Source organism: Amycolatopsis sp. VC5-11, from assembly GCF_037034185.1.
Taxonomy (GTDB): Bacteria; Actinomycetota; Actinomycetes; order Mycobacteriales; family Pseudonocardiaceae; genus Amycolatopsis; species Amycolatopsis nivea.
The window spans coordinates 184,084-209,661 of the sequence record NZ_JBAGKF010000007.1 but is presented as its reverse complement, the minus strand read 5'-3'; the positions used below and the strand labels follow the sequence as shown (position 1 = coordinate 209,661).

26 protein-coding genes are annotated in these 25,578 nt (G+C 70.9%); 12 read left to right on the top strand and 14 right to left on the bottom strand.

Annotation, left to right across the window (positions count from 1 at the left end; translation table 11 throughout):
- Nucleotides 1-9 precede the first annotated feature (9 nt).
- Both WA670_RS22640 and WA670_RS22635 read right to left on the bottom strand, forming a co-directional pair.
- Complete coding sequence (locus WA670_RS22640) at nucleotides 10-795, bottom strand: WXG100 family type VII secretion target (RefSeq protein ID WP_275291955.1); 786 nt, start codon at nucleotides 793-795, stop codon at nucleotides 10-12.
- 34 nt (nucleotides 796-829) lie between these two features.
- Nucleotides 830-1,186 carry a hypothetical protein gene (locus WA670_RS22635; RefSeq protein ID WP_043838036.1) on the bottom strand — a complete coding sequence of 119 codons (357 nt, stop codon included), beginning with the start codon at nucleotides 1,184-1,186 and terminating at the stop codon, nucleotides 830-832.
- A gap of 145 nt (nucleotides 1,187-1,331) precedes the next feature.
- Here WA670_RS22635 and WA670_RS22630 point away from each other — a divergent pair, with 145 nt between their 5' ends.
- The 6 genes from WA670_RS22630 (at nucleotide 1,332) to WA670_RS22605 (ending at nucleotide 7,403) form a co-directional block, all read left to right on the top strand.
- The gene (locus WA670_RS22630; protein WP_037814298.1) at nucleotides 1,332-1,919 is read left to right on the top strand and encodes a TetR/AcrR family transcriptional regulator; all 588 of its coding nucleotides are present in this window, start codon (nucleotides 1,332-1,334) and stop codon (nucleotides 1,917-1,919) included.
- A 19-nt stretch (nucleotides 1,920-1,938) separates the two neighbouring features.
- A complete protein-coding gene (locus tag WA670_RS22625; protein WP_336158775.1) occupies nucleotides 1,939-2,505 on the top strand; it encodes a TIGR03086 family metal-binding protein in 567 nt (188 codons plus the stop codon).
- An 830-nt stretch (nucleotides 2,506-3,335) separates the two neighbouring features.
- Complete coding sequence (locus WA670_RS22620; RefSeq protein ID WP_439098637.1) at nucleotides 3,336-4,658, top strand: hemolysin family protein; 1,323 nt, start codon at nucleotides 3,336-3,338, stop codon at nucleotides 4,656-4,658.
- Nucleotides 4,655-5,698 (top strand): hemolysin family protein, encoded by a 1,044-nt coding sequence (locus WA670_RS22615; protein WP_037814302.1) that lies wholly within the window; start codon nucleotides 4,655-4,657, stop codon nucleotides 5,696-5,698. Before WA670_RS22620 ends, WA670_RS22615 begins: the two co-directional genes overlap by 4 nt.
- Nucleotides 5,695-6,627, top strand: a complete 933-nt coding sequence (locus WA670_RS22610; protein WP_336158774.1) for a 3-methyladenine DNA glycosylase — start codon at nucleotides 5,695-5,697, stop codon at nucleotides 6,625-6,627. Before WA670_RS22615 ends, WA670_RS22610 begins: the two co-directional genes overlap by 4 nt.
- A gap of 89 nt (nucleotides 6,628-6,716) precedes the next feature.
- On the top strand, nucleotides 6,717-7,403 hold the full coding sequence (locus WA670_RS22605; RefSeq protein ID WP_336158773.1) for a hypothetical protein: 687 nt from the start codon (nucleotides 6,717-6,719) through the stop codon (nucleotides 7,401-7,403).
- 431 nt (nucleotides 7,404-7,834) lie between these two features.
- Here WA670_RS22605 and WA670_RS22600 read toward each other — a convergent pair whose 3' ends face one another.
- The 8 genes from WA670_RS22600 to WA670_RS22565 form a co-directional block, all read right to left on the bottom strand.
- On the bottom strand, nucleotides 7,835-8,623 hold the full coding sequence (locus tag WA670_RS22600) for an aldo/keto reductase (RefSeq protein ID WP_037814324.1): 789 nt from the start codon (nucleotides 8,621-8,623) through the stop codon (nucleotides 7,835-7,837).
- A 138-nt stretch (nucleotides 8,624-8,761) separates the two neighbouring features.
- The gene (locus WA670_RS22595; RefSeq protein ID WP_336158772.1) at nucleotides 8,762-9,244 is read right to left on the bottom strand and encodes a hypothetical protein; all 483 of its coding nucleotides are present in this window, start codon (nucleotides 9,242-9,244) and stop codon (nucleotides 8,762-8,764) included.
- A gap of 17 nt (nucleotides 9,245-9,261) precedes the next feature.
- Nucleotides 9,262-11,685, bottom strand: coding sequence for a GcvT family protein (locus tag WA670_RS22590; RefSeq protein WP_336158771.1), 2,424 nt, complete (start codon nucleotides 11,683-11,685; stop codon nucleotides 9,262-9,264).
- 19 nt (nucleotides 11,686-11,704) lie between these two features.
- Nucleotides 11,705-12,550, bottom strand: coding sequence for a formyltetrahydrofolate deformylase (gene purU, locus WA670_RS22585; RefSeq protein ID WP_037814327.1), 846 nt, complete (start codon nucleotides 12,548-12,550; stop codon nucleotides 11,705-11,707).
- Nucleotides 12,547-13,098 carry a sarcosine oxidase subunit gamma gene (locus WA670_RS22580; RefSeq protein ID WP_275291948.1) on the bottom strand — a complete coding sequence of 184 codons (552 nt, stop codon included), beginning with the start codon at nucleotides 13,096-13,098 and terminating at the stop codon, nucleotides 12,547-12,549. The genes purU and WA670_RS22580 overlap by 4 nt, the downstream gene beginning before the upstream one ends.
- A complete protein-coding gene (locus tag WA670_RS22575) occupies nucleotides 13,095-15,854 on the bottom strand; it encodes a 2Fe-2S iron-sulfur cluster-binding protein (protein WP_442893118.1) in 2,760 nt (919 codons plus the stop codon). The genes WA670_RS22580 and WA670_RS22575 overlap by 4 nt, the downstream gene beginning before the upstream one ends.
- A complete protein-coding gene (locus WA670_RS22570) occupies nucleotides 15,851-16,129 on the bottom strand; it encodes a sarcosine oxidase subunit delta (protein ID WP_037814329.1) in 279 nt (92 codons plus the stop codon). The genes WA670_RS22575 and WA670_RS22570 overlap by 4 nt, the downstream gene beginning before the upstream one ends.
- A gap of 8 nt (nucleotides 16,130-16,137) precedes the next feature.
- Nucleotides 16,138-17,382 carry a sarcosine oxidase subunit beta family protein gene (locus WA670_RS22565; RefSeq protein ID WP_134733982.1) on the bottom strand — a complete coding sequence of 415 codons (1,245 nt, stop codon included), beginning with the start codon at nucleotides 17,380-17,382 and terminating at the stop codon, nucleotides 16,138-16,140.
- Nucleotides 17,383-17,453: 71 nt separating this feature from the next.
- On the opposite strand from WA670_RS22565, the gene WA670_RS22560 reads away from it, so the two are divergent.
- Nucleotides 17,454-18,116 (top strand): GntR family transcriptional regulator, encoded by a 663-nt coding sequence (locus WA670_RS22560; RefSeq protein ID WP_199817716.1) that lies wholly within the window; start codon nucleotides 17,454-17,456, stop codon nucleotides 18,114-18,116.
- Between the two features lie 4 nt (nucleotides 18,117-18,120).
- On the opposite strand, the gene WA670_RS22555 is transcribed toward WA670_RS22560, so the two are convergent.
- Complete coding sequence (locus WA670_RS22555; RefSeq protein WP_336158770.1) at nucleotides 18,121-19,242, bottom strand: aromatic ring-hydroxylating oxygenase subunit alpha; 1,122 nt, start codon at nucleotides 19,240-19,242, stop codon at nucleotides 18,121-18,123.
- Between the two features lie 280 nt (nucleotides 19,243-19,522).
- Here WA670_RS22555 and WA670_RS22550 point away from each other — a divergent pair, with 280 nt between their 5' ends.
- Together WA670_RS22550 and WA670_RS22545 are read left to right on the top strand one after the other, a co-directional pair.
- Nucleotides 19,523-19,840 (top strand): bifunctional 3-phenylpropionate/cinnamic acid dioxygenase ferredoxin subunit, encoded by a 318-nt coding sequence (locus WA670_RS22550; RefSeq protein WP_037814333.1) that lies wholly within the window; start codon nucleotides 19,523-19,525, stop codon nucleotides 19,838-19,840.
- Nucleotides 19,837-20,994 carry an NAD(P)/FAD-dependent oxidoreductase gene (locus WA670_RS22545; protein ID WP_336158769.1) on the top strand — a complete coding sequence of 386 codons (1,158 nt, stop codon included), beginning with the start codon at nucleotides 19,837-19,839 and terminating at the stop codon, nucleotides 20,992-20,994. The genes WA670_RS22550 and WA670_RS22545 overlap by 4 nt, the downstream gene beginning before the upstream one ends.
- On the opposite strand, the gene WA670_RS22540 is transcribed toward WA670_RS22545, so the two are convergent.
- Both WA670_RS22540 and WA670_RS22535 read right to left on the bottom strand, forming a co-directional pair.
- Nucleotides 20,995-21,429 carry a L,D-transpeptidase gene (locus WA670_RS22540; RefSeq protein WP_037814335.1) on the bottom strand — a complete coding sequence of 145 codons (435 nt, stop codon included), beginning with the start codon at nucleotides 21,427-21,429 and terminating at the stop codon, nucleotides 20,995-20,997.
- 85 nt (nucleotides 21,430-21,514) lie between these two features.
- Nucleotides 21,515-22,063 (bottom strand): HD domain-containing protein, encoded by a 549-nt coding sequence (locus WA670_RS22535; RefSeq protein WP_238606641.1) that lies wholly within the window; start codon nucleotides 22,061-22,063, stop codon nucleotides 21,515-21,517.
- Between the two features lie 94 nt (nucleotides 22,064-22,157).
- Between WA670_RS22535 and WA670_RS22530 the strand changes: the two genes are divergently transcribed.
- On the top strand, nucleotides 22,158-22,922 hold the full coding sequence (locus tag WA670_RS22530) for a crotonase/enoyl-CoA hydratase family protein (protein WP_037814338.1): 765 nt from the start codon (nucleotides 22,158-22,160) through the stop codon (nucleotides 22,920-22,922).
- Between the two features lie 384 nt (nucleotides 22,923-23,306).
- Nucleotides 23,307-24,191: a signal peptidase I gene (gene lepB, locus WA670_RS22525; RefSeq protein ID WP_336158768.1), complete on the top strand. Its 885-nt coding sequence runs from the start codon at nucleotides 23,307-23,309 to the stop codon at nucleotides 24,189-24,191.
- Between the two features lie 164 nt (nucleotides 24,192-24,355).
- Here the strand turns inward: lepB and WA670_RS22520 are convergent, their stop codons facing one another.
- Nucleotides 24,356-24,811, bottom strand: coding sequence for a nuclear transport factor 2 family protein (locus WA670_RS22520; RefSeq protein WP_336158767.1), 456 nt, complete (start codon nucleotides 24,809-24,811; stop codon nucleotides 24,356-24,358).
- Nucleotides 24,812-24,960: 149 nt separating this feature from the next.
- On the opposite strand from WA670_RS22520, the gene WA670_RS22515 reads away from it, so the two are divergent.
- A complete protein-coding gene (locus tag WA670_RS22515) occupies nucleotides 24,961-25,452 on the top strand; it encodes a hypothetical protein (RefSeq protein ID WP_037814340.1) in 492 nt (163 codons plus the stop codon).
- The last annotated feature ends 126 nt before the right edge of the window (nucleotides 25,453-25,578 follow it).

The window sequence follows — 25,578 nt, the reverse complement described above, 5'->3', positions numbered from 1 at the left end:
GGCCACCGGCTACTCCTCCTCGTCGCCGAGAACCGGCTGGGTCGCCGAACCGTCCGCCCCGAACGCGCCCTCCGGATCGGACTCGAGGAGGTACTCCGGCCGCCAGTGCAGGCCGTCCCCGGGGCCGCCCGCCGCGACGGGCGCGCCGCCGACCGCCGGGCCCGAGCCGCGCTGGGACGGTTCGCTCACCGGAGCGGGCAGCACCGCGGCGCCGGGGCCGTTCCGGTCGTGGCTCGCGGCGGTCTGCGTGGCCGTACTGTCCGAAGTGGTCCGGCGGACCGCGACGCCGTCGGCGACGATCGGGCCGTATTGCTTCGGCAGCACGCGTTTCGTGTTCGCGGTGACGCCGTGGTACTGCTCCATCACCCGGACGTTGTTCTCGTTCGCGCCGTGGAACCGGTCGATGCTGTCCTGAAAGGACACTGGCGCGGCCGACGCGGGCAGCACCGCCTGCAACGGCCCGGCCCACGGCTGCGGCCGCTCAGGGCGGGGCGGCACGTCGACGACCGCGTGCCGGGAGCTTTCGAAGCTGCTGGCCTGGGTGTCCATCGACGCGCTGGTGAGGTCGAGCGGGTCGACCGACTCCCGGAACCCAGCCTCGACCGGTCCCGCACCCGCCTTCGCGGCATCCGCGGAATCGCCGGTCCACGAGCGCGCCATCCGCTCCTGAAGTTCTTTCACGCTCTGCGCGCGCTCCAGGTAGGCCGCCGAAAGCTCCTGGACCTTCGCCGCGGCGGCACGCAAACCGGACGTGTCGCCGCCGCGGAAGTTGTCGAAGATCTGCTTGCCGTCCACCTGGTTCCCTTCGTGCGCGGCCGGGGCCGTCCGCTTACCGGCCGCGACTGAGGTCGGCGCCGGCCTGGTCCGCCTCGGTCGTCCGGTCCCGCGCGGCGCGCAGCTTGTCGAGGTATCCGGCGGCGTACCGGCGCAGCGCCTCGTTCTGGTCGCGCAGCGTGTGCAGGGAGTCCGCGCCGGCGGCGGCGTACTCCGTGCTCGCCGGGTCCGAGCCGGGGGCGGCGAAGACCGCGAGGATCTCGTCGATCGCACGGCCGTCGGCGGCGATCTTCGCGAGCTGGTCCTCCCACAACCGGATGACCGCGGTCAGCTCCGCCGCGTCCATGGCGAAACCGCCGCGCGCACGGCCCGACTCGCCGATGACCAAGGCCGCTCCCTTTCCGGTGCTCACGTCGTGATGTGCACAGCGTAGTCAACCGGCCCGGTCGTGTCAGCCGAGAACCCGCCAGTGTGACGGCGCGCATCCGTTCCGCCGTCTCGTCACAGTACGTACGTACGGATTGCGAGAACCCGGTCCTCGATGTCAGGATTTCAGGATGCCACGGGTCAGCCAGGATCACCTCGACGCACGCCGCCGGCAGATCCTCGACGGCTCGCGCGTGTGTTTCGCACGCTACGGCTACGAGGGTGCCACGGTCCGCCGTCTGGAAGAAGCCACCGGATTGTCGCGCGGGGCGATCTTCCACCACTTCCGCGACAAGGAATCGCTCTTCCTCGCCCTCGCCGAGGACGACGCGGTGCGGATGGCCGACGTCGTCGCCGAACAGGGCCTGGTCCAGGTCATGCGCGACCTGCTGGCCGGGAACAGCGAACATCCGGCGGACTGGCTCGGCACGCGGCTGGAGGTCTCGCGGCGGCTGCGCACCGACCCGGAGTTCCGCGGCCGGTGGGCGGAACGCTCGCAGCAGCTGACCGAGGCGACCCGCGACCGTCTCGAATGGCAGCGCAAGGCGGGCAACCTGCGCGACGACGTCGACGTCAGCGTGCTGACCGCGTTCCTGGAACTCGTGCTGGAAGGGCTCGTGTCGCACCTCGCGATGGGCCTCCCGGGCGACGATCTGGGCCCGGTGCTGGACCTGGTCGAAGAGACCGTGCGACGGCACCGGCCGGGCGCGCGCAGCTGAATCGTGTTCAATGTGCCCCGTGGATCTCCTCGCCGCCCACGGCAGCGCACTGGACGTGTTCGACGCCGCCGTGCGCGCGGCCGGTCCCGGCGACTGGGCCCGCGGCACGCCGTGCACCGATTGGTCGGTACGCGATCTGGTGAATCATCTGGCCGTCGAACAACTCTGGGTACCCCATCTGCTCGCCGGAGCGACCCTCGACGAGGTCGGCACCCGCTACGACGGAGACGTCCTCGGCGACGACCCACTCTCGGCGTGGGAGAAGGCGTCCGCCGCCGCCCGCGAAGCGTGGCTCTCCCCCGGCGCGCTGCGTCGCACCGTGCACGTCTCGTTCGGACTGGTGCCCGCCGAGGAGTACGGCTGGCAGATGACGCTCGACCTCGCCGTGCACGGCTGGGACCTCGCCACCGCGCTCGGCCGCCCGAACCCGGTCCCGGACGTCCTCGCCGGGCGGCTGCTCGACGTGCTGCGCCCGATGATTGACGACTGGCAGGGGCTCGGGCTGTTCGACCCGCCAGTCGCGGCCGGCCGCAACGCGGCGGCTCCGGACCGGCTGGTGGCGTTGCTGGGGCGACGGCCGCGCTGAAGCACCACTGTGGACGGACGCGCGGCCGCGTTCGGGCGGGTGGCGTGGTCTCGTTGAGGTCGTGAGGGGACCCCTCACGGACATTCGTGCCAGTCCGGCCGCGTCCAGCAGCCGGGCGCAGGCGCGGCGAGCAGCGGCAGCAGGCGGCGAGGCGGCGAGGCGGGCCAGAGCAAACAGGGCAGGCAGCAAGGGCAGAGGCACCGAGCGGCAGGCAGCGGCCGCAGGGCGGGCGACGGCCGCAGGGCGGGCGACGGCCGCGGGACGGGCAACGGCCGCAGGGCGGGCAACGGCAACGGCAACGGCAACGGCAGCTTCGCGCACTGCGCCAGCGGGCAGCTTCGCGCACTGCGCCCGCGGGGTTCTCCCCTGCTGCGGCGGGCGCGCGCGTTTGGCGAGGTCCGTGAAGGGCTCCTTGACAGAATCAGATTCCCTCAAGGAGCCCTTCACGGACCGCAGCGGGAGGGAAGCCGTCCGGCGCGTCTCGTCCGCCGGAGTTCCGCATCGCTGGCGAGCGCCGCGCTCACCCTGTTCAGAAACCGCAACGCGGCACGAGGGCTTGGAGCACGTCAGCGGCCTGGGATGCCGCAGGCGGGAGCTCGGTTCCCGCAGCGGCGGGCGGAAAAACGGGCACCAGGTTCGCGTCCTGTCGCCGCACGGCTGCCCGGACCCGGTACGATTGTCGGCATCGTCGCACTACAAACCCGTTATGCCGAGGAGTGACTTCCATCCGTGCGCGCTGCGCCATCGCCCGGTGACAGTACCGGGCCGGGTCCGCATCGACCCGGCTTTCCGCCCGCCGTCCGTTCCGCCGTCCCGGACGGTGCGCTGTGATCCACGTCCTGCTTTCCGTGCTCGGCGTGCTGCTCTTCCTTCTTCTCACGATCGGCACCGGTCTCGCCGTGGCGGCCGAGTTCTCGCTGACCGCGCTCGAGCGCAGCACGGTCGACGCGGACGTCCGCCAGGTCGGTGACAAGCGTTCGCGCACCGTCCAGAAGGCGCACCGCACGCTGAGCTTCCAGCTCTCCGGCGCGCAGGTCGCGATCACGCTCACCACGCTGATCACCGGTTTCCTCGCCGAACCGCTCATCGGCGACCTGGTCCGCCCGCTGCTCGACGCGACCGGCCTGCCCGCTTCGGCGGCGTCCGGGGTCGCGGTGGCGGTCGCGCTGGTGCTGGCCACGTTCCTGTCGATGATTCTCGGCGAGATGGTGCCGAAGAACATCGCGATCGCGCGGCCGCTGCCGACCGCGCGCGCGGTTTCCGGCTACCACGCCCGGTTCTCGGCGCTGTTCCGCTGGCTCATCACGCTGATGAACAACAGCGCCAACTTCCTCGTCCGCAAGTTCGGCATCGAGCCGCAGGAGGAGCTGCGTTCCGCGCGGTCGCCGCAGGAGCTGGGCTCGATCGTCCGCTCCAGCGCGGAAAGCGGGAAGCTCGACACGTCCACCGCGGAGCTGCTGGACCGCTCCCTGCGCTTCGGCGACCGCACCGCGGACGAGCTGATGACCCCGCGCGTGCAGGTCGAATCGCTCACCGTGGACGACACGATCGACGACCTCATCGACATCTCGCGGCGCACCGGGTTCTCGCGGTTCCCCGTCTACACCGAGGATCTCGACGACGTCCAGGGCGCGGTGCACGTCAAGCAGGCGTTCGCCGTCCCGGCCGCCGACCGCGCGACCACGCGGATCCGGTCGGCGATGCGGCCGGTGCCGACGGTGCCGGAATCGCTGCCCGGCGACGATCTGCTGAACCGGCTGCGCGATTCGCGCTACCAGCTGGCGATCGTGGTGGACGAGTACGGCGGCACCGCCGGGCTGGTCACGCTGGAGGACGTGGTCGAGGAGATCATCGGCGACGTCCGCGACGAGCACGACGACCGCGAGGCCCCGGCCGCGCAGCAGCTCGGCGCGGACCGCTGGCTCGTGTCCGGGCAGCTGCGCGCGGACGAGGTCCGCGACATCACCGGGTTCCGGATGCCCGAGGGCGACTACGAAACGATCGCCGGGCTGATCCTGGAGCGGCTCGGCGCGATCCCGGCCGAGGGCGACGCCGTCGAGGTCGACGGCTGGCGGCTCGCGGTCACCAGCATGGACCGGCACCGCGTCGCCGAGGTCCAGGTGCGCCCGGCCGAACGCGAGGTGACCGCGTGAGCGACTGGCTGAACATCGCCCTCGTCGTGGTCCTGCTGCTGGCCAACGCGTTCTTCGTCGGCGCGGAATTCACCCTGATCTCCTCGCGCCGCGACCGGCTGGAAGCGTTGCTGGAACAGGGAAAGACCCGCGCGCAGATCGTGATCAACGCGAGCAAGCACGTCTCGCAGATGCTCGCCGGGGCGCAGCTGGGGATCACCATCTGCTCGCTGCTGCTCGGCCGCTTGGGCGAGCCCGCGGTCGCGCACCGGCTGTCCGGGTTCTTCGATCTGCTCGGCCTGCCCGACCAGCTGCTGCACCCGATTTCGTTCGCGATCGCGCTGGCGTTCATCACCATGCTGCACGTGCTGATCGGCGAGATGGTGCCGAAGAACCTCGCGATCGCCGAACCGGAGCGGCTCGCGCTGTGGCTCGTGCCGGTCCACGTGGCGTGGGTGAAGGTGGCGAACCCGGTCATCGCGTTCCTCAACTTCGTCGCGAACTCGCTGCTGCGCCTGATGAAGGTGGAGCCGAAGGACGAACTGGAGACCGCGTACAGCTCCGACGAACTCGCCGAACTGCTCAGCGAATCGCGCCAGGAAGGGCTGCTCGACCAGTCCGAGCACCGGCGGCTTTCGCAGACGCTGTCGTCGGTCGCCAAGACCGTCGCGGACGTGCTGGTGCCCACCTCGGAGCTCACGACGCTCCCCTGCGGGCCGACGCTCGGCGACGTCGAGCGGGCGGTGTCCACCACCGGGTTCTCGCGCTTCCCGGTGTGCACCGACGACGGTTCGCTCACCGGCTACATCCACGTGAAGGACGTGCTCGACCTCGTCGGCCAGGACCCGGACACGGTGGTGCCGGACGACAAGACGCGGCCGCTCACCGAACTGCGGTCGGACGCGCGGCTCGACGTCGCGCTTTCGGCCATGCGCAAGGAAGGCAGCCACCTCGCGCGGGCGCTCGACGCTTCCGGCGCGGCCGTCGGCGTGGTGGCGCTGGAAGACCTCGTCGAGGAGTACGTGGGGACCGTGCGCGACGGCACCCACGTGGCGGCATGAGCGTGGTCGTGCTCGCCGAGGCGGACTGGCAGGCCCGGGAGCGAGCGCACGCCGAGCGGATGCGCGCGTGGACCGGGCCGCACCAGGAACGCCGGGCGCGGGGCGAGAAACACCCCGTGCTGGATTTCCTGTTCACCTACTACTCGCACCGGCCGGGGCATCTCGAACGCTGGCAGCCGGGTCCGGGCGTGGTGCTCGCGGGAGCGTCCGCGCGGCGGTTCCTCGAGCGTCCGGCCTATGTCGAGACCGAGGCCGGGGTGATGCTCGACCCGGCGGCGTTCACCGGCCGCCGGGCGCGCACCGCGGAGTTCGTACTGAAGCTGCTCTCGGCCACAGCTTCGCGAGCGCCGCGGCTGAGCTGCTTCGGGCTGCACGAATGGGCCATGGTCTACCGCGAGCCCGCGGACTCGGTCCGGCACGCGCAGGTCCCGCTGCGGCTCGGCTCGGCCGGGACCGACCGGGTCGTGGAATCGATGGACATCCGGTGCGGGCACTACGACGCGTTCCGGTTCTTCACCGGTCCGGCGCGGCCGCGGAACACCCTGGAGCCGACCCGGGAATCGCAGGTCGCGCTGGAGCAGCCGGGCTGCCTGCACGCGAACATGGATCTTTTCAAGTGGGCTTACAAGCTCGATCCGTTCGTGCCCGCGGAGCTGGTCGGCGACTGTTTCGCGCTCGCCGCGGACGTCCGTGAACTGGACATGCGGGCCAGCCCGTACGATCTAGCGGACTACGGCTACCGGCCGGTGCCGATCGAGACCGCCGAAGGGCGGGCCTCCTACGCCCGCGCCCAGGCCGGATTCGCCGAGCGGGCCGCGCCGCTGCGGGCCCGTCTGATCGGCCTCTGCCGCGACCTTCTCGCCGACCCGGCCCAGCCGCCGGATCCCGTGCCGGAGTCGCCCGGCCGTGGAGCTGACAACTCTGCGTAACGGTATTCACCGCAGGTCGCTGGCCTGATAGAGTGATAACGGTTCGATTGCATAACTGAGCGTGTTGTGCAAGTCACGAAAGGACAACGATGGGGCGTCACAGCCTGCCCGAGGAGCCGGTGCCGCACCCTCTCGACCCGCCGAAGCGGCCCGCCGGCCGCAGCGAGACGACCGGGTCGCACCGGATCGTCGCCAAGAAGGCGCCTCGCAGGCGGATCGCGAAGTGGCCTCTCGTGGCCGTCGGGCTCGTGGTGCTGGCCACGCTCGGCGTGGTCGGCTGGAACTGGGCCGACAGCGTGCTCAACAACCGCGCCGAGGCGCAGGCCGCCAGCTGCAACGGCGGCCGCACCGACGTCCGGATCGTCGTGACCCCGCAGATCGCCAAGCCGGTCGAGACCGCGGCGGCGCGCTGGAACCAGGACCTCACCCAGGTCCACGGCAGCTGCGTGCACGTGGCCGTGCAGAGCAAGCCCGCCTCCGAGGTGCTGAGCGCGCTCACCGGCAAATCCTCGCTCGACACGATCGGCGGCCTGCCCGACGGCTGGATCCCCGAATCGTCGTACTGGGTGACCCAGCTCTCGAAGTCCAAGCCGGACGTCATCGGCTCCCCCGCGATGCCGATCGGCTCCGGCCCGCCCGCGGACTACCCGTTCGTCGGCCTGTCCGGGAAGACGATCGACGAGGTCCAGCAGCGCGGCACGCAGAGCTTCCGCGCGTTCCTCAAGGAACCGGCCCAGCTGGCCGACTTCGCGGCGGCGGGAATCCGCGCTTCCTGATTTTCGAACCCGCTGGCACCGCCTCCGCCCTCGACTGGGCTGGGGCGGTGCGGTGTATGTGGGGCAAGCCTCGAGGACATCGCCAGAACCCGCGCAGCAGCCTGGCACCGCAACGACGGGCATGCGCCCCCTCGAACGGCAAGCACCGCCTCCTCCCCCGGCTGGGGCGGTGCGGTGTTTCCGGGGCCGCGAGGAAGTCGCCAAAACCCGCACAGCTGGCTGCCTCCGCAGCTACGCGCACGCGCCCTGGGCTGAGGCGGCGCGGAGCATCCTGGGCAGCTCTTGGGCTCCCGAAGCCGCAGCGACCGGCATCCGCGCAGCTGACTGCCGCTGCGACGCGCATGCGCCCTGGGCTGAGGCGGAGCGGCGCGGCCGGGCCAGGCCTTGATTCCCGAAGCCGCGGCGGGCATCCGCGCTTCCCGACCAGCCGTTCAGGAGTCGAGTTCTGCCAGGGCCAGCAGGTCGTCCTCGGCGAGTTCGAAGTCGAACACGTCCGCGTTCTCCCGGATCCGCGACGGGGTCGCCGACTTCGGGATCGCGATGATGCCCAGCTGCAGGTGCCAGCGCAGCACCAGCTGGGCGGGCGTCTTCCCGTACTTCGCCGCCAGCGCCGTGATCACCCGGTCGTTCAGGTTCCGGCCGCGGGCCAGCGGGCTCCACGCCTCGGTCGCGATGCCGTGCTCGGCGTGGAACGCGCGCAGCGGGGCCTGCTGCTGCCACGGGTGCAGTTCGACCTGGTTGACCACCGGCACGACGTCGGTCTCGTCGAGTAGGCGGCGCAGGTGGTCGACGCCGAAGTTCGACACGCCGATCGCCCGGACGCGGCCCTCGTTGAGCAGGAGTTCGAGCGCGCGCCAGGTCTCGACGTAGCGGTCCAGCTCCGGTTTCGGCCAGTGGATCAGGTACAGGTCGACCGGGCCGAGGCCGAGGGCTTCGGCGCTGCGGTCGAACGCGCGCAGGGTGTTGTCGTAGCCGTGGTCGGTGTTCCAGACCTTGGTGGTCACGAAGACGTCCTCGCGCGGCAGCCCGGACTCCCGCACCGCCGCGCCGACTTCGGCTTCGTTGCCGTACATGGCGGCAGTGTCGATGCTGCGGTACCCGGCTTCGAACGCCGTCGCGACGACCTTCGCGACCTGGTCCGGCCGGACTTGGTACATGCCGAGTCCGAGCTGCGGGATGACGACCGAGTTGTTCAGCGTGAGCAGGGGCGGCACAGCCATGCGGCGATCCTCACTGCGGTGTTCTCGGGGACGGGTCTCCTGGGGAACACCGCAGATCTTGCCACTGTCCGGCCGCCGCCGCTCGCGTCCCCCGCCGCGGTCCGCCGCTCGACGTCCGTGAAGGGCTCCTTGAGGGAATCAGATTCCTTCGAGGAGTCCTTCACGGACCCGCACCGCCTCCGTGACCCGGGCGGCTCTCTCGGCGATCTCGTCCGGCTCCGCGGCCAGCAGGACGCCGTGCCGGGCTTCGACGGCGACCCGTGCGGTCATCGCGGACGAACGCGCCATTTCCGCCGCCGCGGAGACGTCCGGCAGGGCCGTCGGGTCCACAATGGACAGCAGCCGTTCCGCCACCCGGACTACCTCCACTGCCACGGCGACCACGTCCGCGGCGGGCTGGGCGCGGTCGGGCACGTCGTGCGTGACGGCGTGGGCGTCGATCTCCGCCAGCCGCAACGCGTGCCGGGTCAACTGGTCCGCTTCGGCGTCGCCGCCGGCGGCCCGGCTGAGCAGGGCCGCCGCTTGGGCCAGGGCGAGGGCCGCGACCGTCGCCCCGGCCGGAGCCGGGATCGCGGGCCGGGCGAGGGTGTTCAGGAAGTCGCTCACGATCTGGTCCCGCATGGCAGGGTCCCTTCCACTCAGCGCCGGATGCGCTCCATCCCGGGGTCGACCAGCGGTTCCGCGGCTACCGTCGCGGCGACTCGCCGTCCGAAATACTCGATTTCCACCTGGTCGCCGATCGCCACCGAGCCGGGCAGCCAGGCGTACGCGATGGGACGGCCGATCGTGTAGCCGTAAGCCGCGCTCGTGACGTACCCCGCGGCGGCGCCGTCCACGAACACCGGTTCCTTGCCCAGCACGACGGTCCGGCCGTCGTCCACGGTGAGGCAGCGCAGCCGCCGCGCCGAGGTCTCTTCGCTGCGGCCGTCGATGGCGGCCCGCCCGGCGAACTCGCCCTTCGCCGGGCGCACCGCGAACCCGACCCCGGCCTCGTACGGGTCGTGCTCGGTGGTCATGTCGGTGCCCCACAGCCGGTAGCCCTTCTCCAGCCGGAGGCTGTTGAACGCGCCGCGCCCGGCCGCGATGACGCCTAGCCCTTGCCCGGCGCGCCACAGCGCGTCCCACAGGCGCTGGCCGTTGTCCGCGGAGGTGTAGATCTCCCAGCCGAGTTCGCCCACATAGGACAGTCGCAGGACGGTCACCGGCACCCCGGCGATCCGGGCCCGGCGGCCGCGGAAGTACTTGAGCCCGGTGTGCGAAAGGTCTTCCGCCGACAGCGGTTGCACCAGGTCCCGGGCGAGCGGACCCCACACCCCGATGCAGCAGGTGCCCCCGGTGGTGTCGACGACCCGGACGCCTTCCGGGGCGCGGCTGCGCAGGTACGCGACGTCGATGTTCCCGTTGATGCCGACCTGGAACAGCTCCGGTTCCAGCCGTGCCACGGTGATGTCGCTGCGCACGCCGCCCGCGTCGTCCAGCATCAGCGTGTAAGTCACCGAGCCGACCGATTTCGCCAGCTGGTTCGTCGTGAGCCCCTGCAGGAACTCCAGCGAACCCGGCCCGCTCACCTCGACGCGCTTCAGCGGGGTCATGTCGTACATCGCGACGCGGTTTCGGGTGTGCCAGGCCTCTGCCGCCACGATCGGCGAGTGGAACTGCCCGGCCCAAGCGTCGCGCGCGGGCGGGAGGAAGTCGTGCGGCAGGTCTTTCAGCAGCGACGCGTTGGCCTCGAACCAGTGCGGGCGTTCCCAGCCGCCCGCCTCCAGGAACACCGCACCCAGCTCGCGCTGCCGGGCGTGGAACGGGCTGACCCGCAGGTCGCGCGGGGAAAGCCGGGGCTGCAGCGGGTGCAGCACGTCGTAGATCTCCACGAAGTTCTGCTGCGCGGTTTCGCTGATGTACTCCGGGGCCAGCTGGACGTCCTCGAACCGGTGCACGTCCAGTTCGTGCAGATCGGTTTCGGAGCGGCCGTCCACAATAGACTCCGCGACCGCCTTCGCGATGCCCGCGGAATGCGTGACCCAGATGGCCTCGGCGATCCAGAATCCGCGGACGTCGCTCGATTCGCCCACGAGCGAACCGCCGTCCGGGGTGAAGGAGAAGATGCCGTTGAAGCCCTCCTCCGCCTTGGTCCGGCCGAGCGCGGGCAGCAGGAGCTTGCTTTCCTCCCACGACGGCGCGAAATCGTCCTCGGTGAACGGCAGCATCGACGGCATCGCGGACGCGGTGACCTCGCCGGGCTCGGCGAACTTGTCCACCGGCATCGGGCGGTGCGCGTACGAGCCGATGCCGAGCCGGTCGCCGTGCTGGCGGAAGTACAGGTCCTGGTCCTGGTGCCGCAGGATCGGCAGCGCCGGGTGCACCGGGTCGGCCCCGGCCAGTTCGGCGAGCTGGCCCGTTTTCGCGTACTGGTGCGCGAGCGGCAGGAGCGGCACGGCCATGCCGGCCATCTCGCCGATCTCCCGGCCCCAGAATCCGGCGCAGGACACCACGATGTCGGCCGGGACCACGTCGTCGGCCGTCTTGACGCCGGTGACGTGCCCATGCGCCTGCTCGATGCCGGTCACGCGGGTCGAGCCGACGAACCGGGCACCGCGCGACGAAGCCCGTTTGATCAGCTCGTCCACCGCGCGGGAGGCGACGGCGAGCCCGTCGGTCGGGACGTACAGCGCGCCGAAGATCCGGTCCTCGTCCAGCATCGGCCAGCGGCGGACGCACTCGTCCGGGTCGATCAGCCGCGCCTCGACGCCCCACGACGTCGCCCAGCCGTGCTTGCGTTTCAGGTCCTCCCAGCGCGCCGCGGTGCTGGCCACCTCCATGCCGCCGACCTGCTCGAAACAGCCGAGGTCGAGCAGTTTCGCGACGGTGTAGCCGGCGAATTCCGTCATCGCCTTGGACGGGTTGGTCTGGAACACCAGCCCGGGCGCGTGCGACGTCGAACCGCCGGTCAGCGGCAGCGGGCCCTGGTCGAGCACGGTGACGTCGGTCCAGCCGCGCAGGGTCAGCTCGTCGGCGAGGTTCGCGCCCACGATTCCGGCGCCGATGATCACGACACGGGTCATGAGAACTCCCTGGGATAGGTCAGCGGAAGACGACGGTCCGGTTGCCGTTGAGGAGAACGCGCCGCTCGCAGTGCCAGCGCACCGCACGGGAAAGCGCGAGGGCTTCGGCGTCGCGGCCGACGGTCGCGAGCGCGCGCGGCGAGTGCGAATGGTCGACCCGCTGCACCTCTTGTTCGATGATCGGGCCCTCGTCGAGTTCGGGGGTCACGTAGTGCGCGGTCGCGCCGACGTACTTGACGCCCCGGTCGTAGGCCTGCGCGTACGGCTTCGCGCCCTTGAAGCCGGGCAGGAACGAGTGGTGGATGTTGATCGCGCGGCCCTGGAGCTTCTGGCACAGCTCGTCGGAGAGGACCTGCATGTAGCGGGCGAGCACGACGAGGTCGATGTCGTGGTCCCGCACCAGGTCGAGCAGGCGCTGTTCGGCCTCCGGCTTGGTCGCCGGGGTGACCGGGATGTGCACGAACGGCAGCCCTGCGGCCTCGGCCATCGGGCGCAGGTCCTCGTGATTGGACGCGACGAGCGCGATTTCCGCGCCGAGCGCGCCCGCGCGCCAGCGGAAGAGGAGGTCGTTGAGGCAGTGCCCGGCCTTCGACACCATCACCAGCAGCCGGTCCGGGGTGCGGTCGGAGAACCGGTACCGCATGGCGTAGTCGCGGGCGACGACGTCGAACTCGCGGGTGAGATCGTCCACAGTGGCCGGTCCGGCGCAGGCGAATTCGGTGCGCAGGAAGAGTTCCCCGTGCACGTCGTCGTCGAACTGCTGGTGCTCGACGATGTCGCAGCCGTTGCTCACGAGGAACGTCGTCACGGCGTGCACGATCCCGGAGCGCTCGGGGCAGTGCAGGGTCAAGGTGAACTGGGTCAAGACTCCTCCTCTCGGTATTCCAGCGCCGCGTCGGCGAGCCAGGCGGCGAAATAGGGGGCGAACGACTGGCGCACGAGCACGGTGAACTCGCCCGCTTCCCGCACCAGCAGGACGATTCCGGTGCGGGCGTACAGCGTCTGGACGCAGGTGCCCGGCGGCGCGGCCTTCGGGTGGAGGTCGACGGCGCAGCCGTGCGCCAGGACGTCGCGGGCCGCCGGTCCGGCCAGCCGCACCGTGGTGCGCTGCGCGGACACGTCGGTCACCGCGCCGACGGCGATCGCTTCCCGCAGTGCTTCTTCGGTGCCTTCGGGTGCGTCGAGCACGAGGTACTCGTCGGGGCCGAGCCACAGGACGTCGCCGATGCCGCTGGTGAACCGGCAGACGTCCGGCAGCGCGGTGCCGAGCACGGCCGCTGCGGCGTCGTGGCCTTCGCGGATGCGGACGTTGAGCTGCGAGACGAACGGACGTTCCTCGGCGAGCACGGCCGGCGCGCAGCCGGCGAGCAGGCTCGCGTGCTCCGCGAGCGGAGACAGGGTCTTAGCCGTCACGGCGGGTCCCCCTCCTTGTCGTAGAGCACGGATTCGGTCACCGTCACCGGCACCACCTCGTCGCCGACCGGGACGTACAGCGTCTCCCCGATCCGTTCCCGGCCGGAGCGGACGAGGGCGAGCGCGAAGGTGCGGTCCAGCGCGGCGCTCGGGTAGCTGGAGGTGACGTGGCCGAGCATGCGGACCGGCGGCTTCGGGACGTGCGGGGTCTCGATGATCTGTGCGCCCTCCGGCAGCAGCACCGTCGGATCGGCCGGCAGCAGGCCGACGAACTGCTTGCGGTCCGGGCGCAGGTTTTCCGCCCGGGAGAAGGACCGTTTGCCGAGGAAATCGGCCTTCTTCTTGGACACCGCCCAGCTCATGCCGAGGTCCTGCGGGGTTACCGTGCCGTCGGTGTCCTGGCCGATGATCGGGTAGCCCTTCTCCGCGCGCAGGACGTGCATGGTTTCGGTGCCGTACGGCGTGATTCCTTGCGCCGCCAGCGCTTCCCAGAGCGCGAGGCCGTACCAAGAGGGCACGTTGATCTCGTAAGCGAGCTCGCCGGAGAAGCTGATCCGGCACACCCGCGCGGCGATCCCGGCCACCTCGGCGTCGCGCCAGGCCATGAAGCCGAAGGCGTCGTTGCTGACGTCCAGCTCCGGCGCGAGGCCCGCCAGGATCTCGCGCGAACGCGGGCCGACGAGCGCGACTGTGGCCCAGTGCTCGGTGACCGAGGTGGCGAACACGCGCAGGTGCGGCCACTCGGTCTGCAGCCACTCCTCCATCCAGTCCAGCACCATCGCGGCGTTGCCGGTCGTCGTGGTGACGAGGAAACGGTCCTCGGCCACGCGGATGACGGTGCCGTCGTCGATCACCATCCCGTCGACGCCGCACATCACGCCGTACCGGATCCGGCCGACCTTGAGCGTGCTCATCAGGTTCGTGTAGAGCAGGTCGAGGAACTCGGCGGCATCCGGGCCTTGCACGTCGATCTTGCCGAGGGTGGAACCGTCCATCATGGCCACGTCGGTGTGGGCGGCAAGGCATTCCCGTCGCACGGCCGCGTGGAGATCCTCTCCGGGTTGCGGGTAATACCACGGGCGCTTCCACTGGCCGACGTTCTCGAATTCCGCGCCGTGCTCGACGTGCCACGAATGCAGCGCGGTGACGCGGACGGGGTCGTGCAGCTCGCCGCGGTTCCGCCCGGCCAGCGCCGCGAAGGCGACGGGCGTGTACGGCGGGCGGTAGGTGGTCGGGCGGCGGTCCGCGAGGTCGACGCCGAGGGCTTCGGCGGTGATCCCGGCGGCGAGCATGCCGGAGGTTTTGCCCTGGTCGTGCGCCGTGCCGATGGTGGTGTAGCGCTTGACGTGCTCCAGCGAGGTGAGGCCTGCGCCGGTCGCGCGGAGCACGTCGGAGACGGTGGCGTCGCGCTGCAGGTCCACGAAGCGGGTGTCCACTTCGGACTCCGCGCCGGGGATCTGCCATTCGACGGCGGGGGCCAGCTCGCGGGGACGCGCGTCCGAGACCGGGAGCGGGTTCTCCTCCGGTGCCCCGGCTACCGCCTCCCGGCCTTCTCGCACGCACCCGGCAAAGTCGAAGGTTCCGTTGGCGCTGCCTGCCACGCGCGCGGCCGGGAGGTCGCCGTCGGGGAGATACGCGCCGAGCGCGGGTTCGTAGCGCAGGGGGCCGCGCTGCTGGCTGAACAGGTGGACCGCCGGGGTCCAGCCGCCCGAGACCAGGAGCGTGTCGCACGGGATCAGTTCCCCGGCTACGCGCACGCCGGTGACGCGTTCGGTCCCCTCCGTCCCCGTCACCGCGGCCCCGGCCCGGACTTCGATCCCCCGTTCCGCGCAGGCGGCGGCCCAGTTTTCCGGGGCGGCCGGGCGGACGTCGGCCACCAGCGGGATTTCCACGCCAGCGTCGGCGAGGTCGATCGCGGCGGCGTAGGCGGAATCGTCCATGGTGAACACGACGGCGCGGCGGCCGGGGACGACGCCGTACCGGTGGAGGTACGTCCGTGCGGAGTTGGCGAGGAGGATGCCGGGGCGGTCGTTGTCCGGGAACACGATCGGGCGTTCGTGCGCGCCGGTCGCCAGGACGGTCTGCTGCGCACGGATCCGCCAGACGCGCTGCCGGGCCGCACCGGACGTCCGATGCTGCACGGCCAGGACGAAACCGTCGTCGTACGCACCGAAGGCGGTGGTCCGGTCGAGTACTTCGACGTCCGGGGTCGCGCGGAGCTCGTCGGCGATCGCGCGGGCCCACTCGATCGCAGGCTTGAGGTCGAGGTATTCGTTCGAGCCGAGCAGCGAACCGCCGGGTTCGGGCTGGTCGTCCACCAGCACGACCCGCGCTCCAGTCCGTGCCGCCGTGCGGGCCGCGACGAGCCCGGCCGGACCGGCGCCGACCACGAGCACGTCGCAGTGCAGGTGCTTCGCGTCGTACCGTGCGGGGTCCGGTTCGGTCGCCAACCGGCCCTGGCCGGAGAGGCTGCGCGCGACCAGGCCGTCGTACAGCTCGACGGTGGTCGCGGTCTGCATCGGTTCGGGGAACGGCTTTTCCAGCTGCACCACCGCGTTCGGCTCTTCGACCCCGGCCGCCATGATGCCGCGCGGGCGGCCGAGCTTGACGCTCCGCGCGACCTGGTGCACGCCGTTGGCGAGCAGCGCGGACGCGAGCGTGTCGCCGGGGTGTCCATTGAGGACGCGGCCGTCGAAGGTGAACTGGAGCAGGGTGTCGCGGTCGACGTGGCCGCCGCTGGGGAGGCGGAAGGTCATGGGATCACCGGCCGGGGTTCGTCGAGGCGGTAGACCGCCGCGAGTTCGTGGGTGCGGGTGTCGCGGACGGCGTTGAACCAGCGGCGGCAGCCGGCGCTGTGCGTCCAGCGCTCGGCGAGCGGGCCGCTCGGGTTGGCGCGGAAGAAGACGTACTTCGCCCACTCCTCGTCCGACAGCGCCGCCGGTTCCTGCGGGTACGCGACGTGGGCTTGGCCGCCGTAGTGGAATTCGGTCTCCTCGCGGGGACCGCACCAGGGGCAGGGAATCAGCTGCACAGTGGCTCCTAATGCGCGACGGCGGCGGCGCCGTGCTCGTCGACGAGCGCGCCGGTGGTGAACCGGTCGAGGGCGAACGGTTCGGCGTACGGATGCGGTTTGCCCTTCGCGACGGTGTGCGCGAAGCAGTCGCCGACGCCCGGCGTGGCCTTGAACCCGCCGGTCCCCCAGCCGCAGTTGAGGTACAGGTTCTCCACCGGGGTCAGCCCGACGATCGGCGACGCGTCCGGGGTCACGTCGACGATGCCCGCCCAGGTCCGCAGCAGGTGCGCCCGCGCGAACACCGGGAACAGCTCCAGCGCGGCGGCCATCTGGTCCTCGATGATGTGGAACGCGCCGCGCTGGCCGTAGCCGGCGTAGGAGTCGATGCCCGCGCCCATCACGAGTTCGCCCTTGTGCGCCTGGGAAACGTAGACGTGCACGGCATTCGACATCACCACCGTCGGGTGCACCGGTTCGAGCAGTTCCGACACGAGCGCCTGCAGCGGATGCGACACCAGCGGCAGGTCGATCCCGGCCATCCGCGCCAGCACCGAACTGTGCCCGGCCGCGCACAGCGCGACCTTCCCGGCGGCGATCCGGCCCCGGCTCGTCTCGACCGCGACGACCTTGCCGTCCCGCGTGTCGATGCCGGTGACCTCGCAGTTCTGGATCAGGTCGACGCCCATCGCGGCCGCCGCGCGGGCGAAACCCCAAGCCACGTAATCGTGTTTGGCGATCCCGGCGCGCGGCTGGTAGGTCGCGCCGAGCACCGGGTACCGGACGTCCGGCGAGGTGTTGACGATCGGGCAGAGCTCCTTGACCCCGTCCGCGTCGACCCATTCCGCGTCGATCCCGTTGAGCCGGTTGGCGTTCACCCGGCGCACGCTGTCGCGGACGTCCTGCAGGCTGTGCGCGAGGTTCAGCACGCCGCGCTGGCTGAACAGGATCGGGTAGCCGAGGTCTTCCTCGAGGCCCTCCCACAGCTTGAGCGAATGCTCGTAGATGCCGGAGCTTTCGTCCCACAGGTAGTTGGAGCGGATGATCGTCGTGTTGCGGGCCATGTTCCCGCCGGCGAGCCAGCCCTTCTCCAGCACGGCGACGTTCGTGATGCCGTGCACCTTGGCGAGGTAGTAGGCGGTGGCGAGGCCGTGCCCGCCGCCGCCCACCACGACGACGTCGTACGCGCGCCGCGGCTCCGGGTCCCGCCAGAGGAAATCCGGATGGTCCGGGAGGTCCGCGCCCGGCGGCCGGGGCTGGTCCGTCGTGGTCATTCCGGCTGGCCTCCCGTATCGGACGACTGGTCGACTACTGATATATCAATCTTCGCTGTAGAGTAAGCCGGGTGAGCACCCCGGTCAACCACGTCATCCCGGCCGCCGCACCGTCGCTGGCCGAACGCGCCTACGAGTTCCTGCGCGACCGCCTCGTCATGCTCGACATCAAGCCGGGCGACCCGATCAACGAGGAGTGGGCGGGCAGCGTCCTCGACATGGGCCGCACACCGATCCGCGAAGCGCTGAAGCGCCTCGAAACCGAACGGCTCGTGGTCGCGTACCCGCGTCGCGGCACGTTCGCCACGGACGTCAACATCTCCGACCTCGCCCACATCTCCGAGGTCCGGCGCACCCTCGAACCGACCGCCGCGGCGTCCGCCGCCACGCGCGCGACCGACGAGGACCGCGCCGATCTGGTCCGGCTGCGCGACCAGCTGGATTCGGCCACACCGAGGGAAAACGCCGAACTCCTGCGCACCGATCTCGAACTCCACCGCGCGATCTACCGCTGCGTGCACAATCCGTTCTTCGAAGACACGCTCGTTCATTACGACAACCTCGCGACCCGGATCTGGTGTGTGTTCCTCCCCCGGCTGCGCGGCATGGCCGGGCACGTGGACGAGCACTCGCCGCTGCTGACGGCGATCGCCGAGGGGAACGCGAAGAAGGCTTCGGCGCTGACGCTCGAGCACGTGACCGGGTTCGAGAAGGCGATCCGGGCGCTGATCTAGCGCCCTAGTCCCCGACCTGGGCGCGCACCCAGGCATGGAACTCTCCGATGTGGTGTTCGCTCGGCACCAGCACGCCGCCGCGGGCGTAGGCGCGCGAGCCCATCGCCTGCTGGCACCGTTCGCACGCCTCGAAATCCTGCTGGTTCACGCGGTGGAACAGCTCCACCGAACGGTCGAGGTCCGCGCCCGATTCCACGACCTCCGGCAGGTACAGCCAGTCGCAGCGGACGAGCGTGCGGTCCGGGGCGAGCGGGAACATCCGGTGCACGATCACGTGGTCCGGCACCAGGTTCACGAACACCTGCGGCCGGATCGTGATCGCGTAGTACCGGCGGTCCTGGTGCTCGCCGACGCCCGGCAGGCGCTGCAAGCCGTCGCCGCCGTCCACAGTGAACCCGGTGACGTCCGAGCCGAATTCCGCGCCGTGGCCGACGAAATACTGCGCGGCGTACCCGTCGGCGAACTCCGGGAGCACCTCGGTGAGTTCCGGATGGATCGTCGCGCAGTGGTAGCACTCCATGAAATTCTCGATGATCTGCTTCCAGTTCGCGCGCACGTCGTACTCGATGCGCCGGCCCAGCGCCAGATTCTCGATCCCGTACGCCTCGATCTCGCCCGGGCCGCCGAGCCGTGCGCTCACGTCCGCCTGCACAGTGTCCGCAAAGGACGGTGCGTCTTCGGCGAGGCAAACCCAGGCGTAGCCGAGCCATTCGCGCAGATGCACCGCGGTCAGGCCGTATTCGACGCGGTCGACGTCCGGCATCCCGGTCAGATTCGGGGCGGCGACAAGCTTTCCGTCGAGACCGTAGGTCCAGGCGTGGTACATGCACTGGAAAGCGCGCTTCACCGAACCCTTCTCGTCGGTGCACAGTCGCGCGCCGCGGTGGCGGCACACGTTCAGGAACGCGCGCAACGCCCCGTCGCGGCCGCGCGCGATCAGCACGCTTTCGCGACCGACCTGCACGGTCTCGAACGAGCCGGGCGACGGCAGGTCGGCACTGCGCACCGCGCAGAACCACCCCGCTTCGAAGATCCGCTCCTGCTCCCGGGCGAAGATCGCCGGGTCGGTGTAGTGCGGCCCGGGAAGGGTCGGCAGCAGGCTCTGCGGGAGGTCGACAGCGGTCACCGGCAGGGCTCCTCTCACACACGATCGAAGTTGCGTATTACGCGTCTTGTTGCCCTCTCCGGAACAAGATGAGGCTCAGCGGGGGCGCTGTCAAGCACCCGCGGCGGTGCCGCACCCGTTCGCGGGAACCGCCCTCGACCAGGGCTTTCATCCGGAACTGCGCTCCGAAAAACTCCACCCCGGAACCTCTTGACGGCGCCCCTCCGGCACGCCCAGACTCTGTTGCGTATCACGTCGGGTGTTCCTCAATACGCAACAATCACTGGCTTCGGAGGAATCAATGCTGCGCGCGTGCACTGTGGACGAGCTGCCCCCGGGCGAGTCCGTCCGGATCGCGGGGCCCGAGCCCATCGCCGTCTTCAACGCCGACGGCGAGCTGTACGCGATCGGGGACACCTGCACCCACCAGGACGCGTCACTGGCCGACGGCTGGCTCGAAGGCTGCTTCGTGGAGTGCCCGCTGCACGCGGCGCTCTTCGACCTGCGCACCGGGATGCCGTCCTGCCTGCCCGCCAAGCAGCCGGTGCGCACGTACCAGGTGCACGTCGACGAGGGCGTGATCTACGTGCTCGCCGACGCCGCCGAGGACGCCGCGTGAAAACGGTCGCGATCGTCGGCGCCTCGCTCGCCGGCGCCCGCGCCGCGCAGGAGCTGCGCGCCCAGGGGTTCGACGGACGGGTGGTGCTCGTCGGCGAAGAGCCGCATCTCCCCTACGACCGGCCGCCGCTGTCCAAGGCGTTCCTGGCCGGGTCCGCGTCGCGCGAGTCGCTGGACCTGCTCGACGCCGACGATCTGGCTTCGCTGGACGTCCGGCTCGGCACCCGCGCGGAACGGCTCGACCCGGCGACCGGCCGCCTCGTGCTGTCGGACGGGGAGCTGGAAGCGGACGGCGTGGTCCTGGCGACCGGTGGCCGTGCGCGCGCCTTGCCGGGGACGGAATCCGTTGCCGGAGTTCATGTTCTGCGCACCTTGGACGACGCGCTCGCCCTGCGCGACGAGCTGGTTCCCGGTGCGCGCGTGGTGATCGTGGGCGGCGGGTTCATCGGGGCCGAAGTGGCGTCGACGGCCAACAGCCTGGGCTTGGAGGTCACCGTGCTGGAGGCGCTGCCGACGCCGATGACCCGCGTGCTGGGTCCGGAACTCGGCTCGATCTGCGCGCGCCTGCACGACCGGAACGGCGTCACTCTGCGCTGTGGCACCTCGGTGGCCGGACTTTCCACGCTCTCCGGCCGGGTCACCGGGGTACAGCTGGAAACCGGCGAGAATCTGCCCGCTGACGTGGTCGTCGCCGGGATCGGGATGGTGCCGGCGGTCGAGTGGCTCGACGGCTCCGGGCTGGCGGTGAGCAACGGCGTCCGCACCAATGCCGGTCTGGTCACTTCGCTGCCGAACGTGGTCGCGGCGGGCGACGTCGCGTCGTACGGGCCGGCGGGTACGCGGCACGAGCACTGGACAAACGCGACCGAACAGGCTTCGGTCGCGGTCGCCAATCTGCTGGCCGGGCAAGTGGTCCGGGAGTACGAGCCGAGCGGCTACGTCTGGTCCGATCAGTACGCCGGGACCATCCAGCTCGCCGGACATCCCGCGCCGGAGGACGAGGTGCGCTTCGCCGACGGCAGTCCGGACGACGAGTCCTTCCTGGCTACCTATCACCGCGACGGGCAGACCGTGGCGGTGTTCGGCCTCAACAATCCGAGGGGGTTCGGCCGCCTGCGCCGGCAAGCGCTGCGGCGGCCGATGCCCGTCGGGTGACTACCGCACGACCTGCACCACGTCGCCCGGCTGCAGCGCATTGAAGAACGCCACCGCGTCGGCGTGCGAGAGGTGGACGCAGCCGTGCGACTGGACCTTCAGGCTGCCCTGGTGGAACGCGACCCCGGTGTTGGTGAAGAAGACCGAGTACGGCATCGGACCGTGGAACTGCTTGCTGTAGTGGTCGATGTCCTTGTACTGCACGCGGAACGTGCCGACCGGGGTCGGGTACTTGGGCTTGCCGACGGTGACCGGCACGCCGCCGCGGGTGACCTTGCCGTTGTCCATCAGCCACGCCGTGTTCGCCGAGAGCTTCAGGCACGCCTTCGCCTGGGGGCCGCACGGCGGGCCCGCCGCCTCCGCGGTCGCGGAGAATCCGATCGTTGCCGCCATCGCCGCGATACTGGCCAGTGTTGCCGTGAGTTTCCGGTTCATCCTGTGCCTCCCCGAGATGGTCGTACTTTGGATCTTTCCCAGAGAGGTCAGTCTTAAACCAAAAGTGCGCCCATGTGGGTGAGGTCTAACGGGAGCGCCACGACAGCGGCGACGTCGCCAAGGCTGCTTCGGCGACGCGCCGGGCGGTTTCGGTGAAGAGCCCTGCCTGCGCCGACGCGAGCCATTCGTCCACTGTGGAGACTCCGGTCGCGCGGTATTCGAGGGCCTGGAAAAGCATCTCGAGTTTGTCGGCGTCCTTCGCGCATCGCGCTTCGGGCGACTCGCGCGTTTCGTACTCGTCTACCGCCGACTGCACGGTTTCCGCCGACGCACGCGGGAGGCTCGCGGTCTGGTCAGCCGTGATCGCCCTCGGTTCCGGCTTCGTCAGGTACGGCGCGGCGGTGTGCGGCAGGTCGCCGGTGCGGGTCTCCTGGGTGTCGTGCCACAGCGCGAGAAACGCCGCGCGCTCGGGGTTCGCGCCTTCCTCGGCGGCGAGCAGCGCGGCCAGCTGCGCCGCGCGGAGGCTGTGCTCGGCCACCGACTCGGGGTCGCGAACGCCCGCCTGCCACCAGCCCGCGCGGCGGACCCGCTTGAGCACCCCCAGCTCGAACCCGAACACGGCCAGGCCGTCCATTTCGCACTCCCCTTCCCGTGCCGACACCAGTGCCGGAGCCTACGGGGCGTGGCATGCTGCCCGGACAGCCGCTTCTTCCCCCAGGAGGCCCCGCGTGAGCACTGTGCTGGTCGAGCACGACGGTCCGGTCACCACCATCGGCATCAACCGGCCGGAGCGGCGCAACGCCGTCGACCGCGCCACCGCCGAGGCGCTGGCCGACGCCTTCCGGGAATTCGACGCCTCGGACGCCTCGGTCGCGGTGCTGTACGGCGTCGGCGGGACTTTCTGCGCGGGCGCGGACCTCAAGGCGGTCAGCGAAGGGCACGGCAACCGCACCGAGCCGGACGGCGACGGCCCGATGGGACCGACGCGCCTGCGGCTGCGCAAGCCGGTGCTCGCGGCGGTGTCCGGCCATGCCGTCGCGGGCGGGCTGGAGCTGGCGATCTGGGCCGACCTCCGGATCGTCGAAGAAACGGCGGTGTTCGGCGTGTTCTGCCGCCGCTGGGGAGTCCCGCTGATCGACGGCGGCACGGTGCGGCTGCCGCGGCTGATCGGCCGGAGCCACGCGCTCGACCTGGTGCTCACCGGCCGCCCGGTCGACGCGGCGGAAGCGCACCGGATCGGTTTGGCGAACCGCGTCGTGCCTGCCGGGCAGTCCCTGCCCGCCGCGATCGCCCTCGCGCGGGACATCGCCGCGTTTCCGCAGACCTGCTTGCGCGAGGACCGGGCGGCATTGCTGGAAAGCGAGTCCTTGAGCGAGGAATCCGCACTGGAGAACGAATTCCGGCACGGGATTCGGTCCTTGGAATCGGACACGCTCGCGGGTGCTACCCGGTTCGCCGCGGGCGCGGGCAGGCACGGGTCGTTCGAGAAGTAGTCGCGTCCGATTACCGTTGCATCGCAAGGCGCATACTCGCGTCCAGGCAGGACCGGCCGCCATGTTCCTTCCCCAGGCGAGCACAGAGCGGCGGTGCTGATCGGCGGCTGGCTGATGAGCCGGTACACGTGGCGCCATCGGGTCGCGGAATTCGTCGAGCAGCTGACCGCACTCGATCGGCGCGCCGCTCCGGTCCCGCGGTGACGCAAACCGTGCCACGGCGCTCCGGCTGGCGCTGGATTCCGGAATCCGTCCCCGGTTCCGGCCCGTTTTCCTTCCCCGCGGGCGAATTCTCCGGTTGCCGTCCCGCTCACCGGCACGACCCCCCGATCGTGGCCGCGCGCGGTCCGCCGCCGGGCGCGCGGATCTGGGTAGCCTGACGGCGTGGCCGACCCGATCCCCCCAGTCCCCGCCCCCGGCGAGTCCGGATCCGACCGTCCCGGCACCGACGAGCCGCCCAGGAAGGGGCGGCGCAAGCGCCCGTTCTGGCAGGAGCTGCCGATCCTGATCGGGATCGCGCTGGTGCTGACGATCCTGATCCAGCAGTTCGTCGCGAAGGTGTTCCTGATCCCGTCGGCGTCGATGGAGACGACGCTGCACGGCTGCGACGGCTGCTTCGGCGACCGGGTCGTCGTCGACCGCGTCACCTACGACTTCACCGACCCCGCCCCCGGCGACGTCATCGTCTTCCGCGGCCCGCAGCCGTGGACCGCGAACGAGATCGCGCCGCAGGAGTCGGGCAACTTCTTCACGAAGACGTTGCGCGGCCTCGGTTCCCTCGTCGGCTTCGCGCCGCCGGACGAGCGCGACTTCGTGAAACGCGTGATCGCCGTCGGCGGCCAGACCGTCCAGTGCTGCGACCCGCAGGGCCGCGTCCTGGTCGACGGCAAACCGCTCGACGAGCCGTACGTGCACTGGCTCGACCAGCCGCCGACAGCGCGGCAGACGTTCGCCCCGGTCACTGTCCCGAAGGGCAGCCTCTGGGTGATGGGCGACAACCGCGAGAACTCGTGCGACTCCCGCTGCCAAGGCGGCGGTGGGGTCAACGGCACCGTCCCGGTGGACGACGTCATCGGCAAGGCGCGGGTGATCGTCCTGCCGCCGTCGCGCTGGGGCGGCGTCAGCGACCACGACCCGCAAGCCGCGCCCGCCGCGCTCGGGGCCCCTGCGTGGCAGCAGGGAATCCCGCTCGGGGCCGGGGCGCTGCTGGCGTTCCCGGCCCTCGCCGCCGGGCGCGGCCTGCGGCGGAAGCTGAGCAAACAGGACTGACCCTTCGCGTGCGGCCCTGCGACGCCCCCTCGCCGCCAGGCTCGATCCACGATGCGGGCGTCCGTGAAGGACTCCTTGAGGGAATCAGATTCCCTCAAGGAGTCCTTCACGGACTTTTACGGGGCCGGGAGCGAAGCCGCGGCGAGCGAGGTCTGGACCACCCGTCACCCGGCGGAACTGGCCGCCCGCACGACGTCCATCCGCAGATGCCGCGTCAGGTCCCCGGTCATCTGCAGCACCGGCGTCCGCTCCGCGAACAGCCACTCGTCCCCGCGCCGGACGAACCGGTCGTCGTAATGCCCGGCCGCGATCGGTTGCAGCGGAAAGTCTTCCGCGGCTTGGAAAACGGTGAAGTAGCTGTGTGCGGAAGCCGTGTCCTCCCCCGCCGTGATCCGGACGTTCGTCGTCACGTGGCGGGTCCTCGGCGTGCCGTCGGGATGGATGACCAGGATGTCGCGGAACCAGTTCTCCACGGCCTCCCGCCCGGTCCGGCCGCCGCCGCTGTGCAGGGTGCCGTCGCGGAACAGTTCGCCCACTCCGGCCAGATCGCCCGCGTCGATGCGCGCGGCGTAGGTCATGATCAAGTCCTGGATCGCCCACCGGGCCGACTCTGCCGACATCGGGCCAGCATAGGAGTTCCGCGGCGGAGGCGCGTGACCTGCGGTTCTCCCGGACACCGCCCTCCCGCCGCAGCGCGGTGCGGCGACGGTGGCATGATGCCCGCACGGTCCCGGCCGATCGGACCGCTCGCCGAGGAGGAAGGTGACGCTTGAGCACGCGCACTACCCAGGTGGACGACCTCCGGCTGGTGGCGCAGCCGAGCGCGGTCCCGTGCACCGAGCTGTTCGTCCGCCTGATCCTGACCGACTGGTCCCTGATGCCGATGCTGGACCAGGTCACGAACGCCGCGGTCCGGCTCGTGGGCGACGTCGTCGACCAGAGCAGCCCGTCCGCGCCCGCTTTCGTGACCGTCCGGCTGCAGCTGCGCGGGGACCGGCTCGTCATCGAAGTCGACGACGACCTCGTCGCCCCGACCCCGCCGCGCGACGAACGGATCGGCGTACGCCCCGGCGAACGCGGCGGCCGCACCACGTGGTGCGAACTGGCGCTGCCCGGCGGGATTTCCGCCGGACAGGTCCGCCTCCCGCGCCGGGGCGACCGCCGCACGCTGGTCGACGAACCCGTGTCCGGCGAGCCCGTCACCGCGGACCCGCAGGTGCTCGAACGCCTCCTCAACCGCCTCAGCACCTGGTCCGAATAACCACACCGGAACCGACGCCCGGCTGCTTCCCGGCAGCCGGGCTCAGCTCCCCGCAGACGCCGCCCAGGCCTTCTCCAACGCCTGCGCGAAAACCTCCACCGACTGCCCACGCCTCCCCCGCCGCGA

Coding starts and splice junctions, on each gene's coding strand:
- WA670_RS22630 (WP_037814298.1), top strand. CDS start 1,332: ATGCCACGGGTCAGCCAGGATCACCTCGACGCACGCCGCCGGCAGATC.
- WA670_RS22610 (WP_336158774.1), top strand. CDS start 5,695: ATGAGCGTGGTCGTGCTCGCCGAGGCGGACTGGCAGGCCCGGGAGCGA.
- WA670_RS22605 (WP_336158773.1), top strand. CDS start 6,717: ATGGGGCGTCACAGCCTGCCCGAGGAGCCGGTGCCGCACCCTCTCGAC.
- WA670_RS22600 (WP_037814324.1), bottom strand. CDS start 8,623: ATGGCTGTGCCGCCCCTGCTCACGCTGAACAACTCGGTCGTCATCCCG.
- WA670_RS22595 (WP_336158772.1), bottom strand. CDS start 9,244: ATGCGGGACCAGATCGTGAGCGACTTCCTGAACACCCTCGCCCGGCCC.
- WA670_RS22590 (WP_336158771.1), bottom strand. CDS start 11,685: ATGACCCGTGTCGTGATCATCGGCGCCGGAATCGTGGGCGCGAACCTC.
- WA670_RS22575 (WP_442893118.1), bottom strand. CDS start 15,854: ATGACCTTCCGCCTCCCCAGCGGCGGCCACGTCGACCGCGACACCCTG.
- WA670_RS22565 (WP_134733982.1), bottom strand. CDS start 17,382: ATGACCACGACGGACCAGCCCCGGCCGCCGGGCGCGGACCTCCCGGAC.
- WA670_RS22550 (WP_037814333.1), top strand. CDS start 19,523: ATGCTGCGCGCGTGCACTGTGGACGAGCTGCCCCCGGGCGAGTCCGTC.
- WA670_RS22540 (WP_037814335.1), bottom strand. CDS start 21,429: ATGAACCGGAAACTCACGGCAACACTGGCCAGTATCGCGGCGATGGCG.
- WA670_RS22535 (WP_238606641.1), bottom strand. CDS start 22,063: ATGGACGGCCTGGCCGTGTTCGGGTTCGAGCTGGGGGTGCTCAAGCGG.
- WA670_RS22520 (WP_336158767.1), bottom strand. CDS start 24,811: ATGTCGGCAGAGTCGGCCCGGTGGGCGATCCAGGACTTGATCATGACC.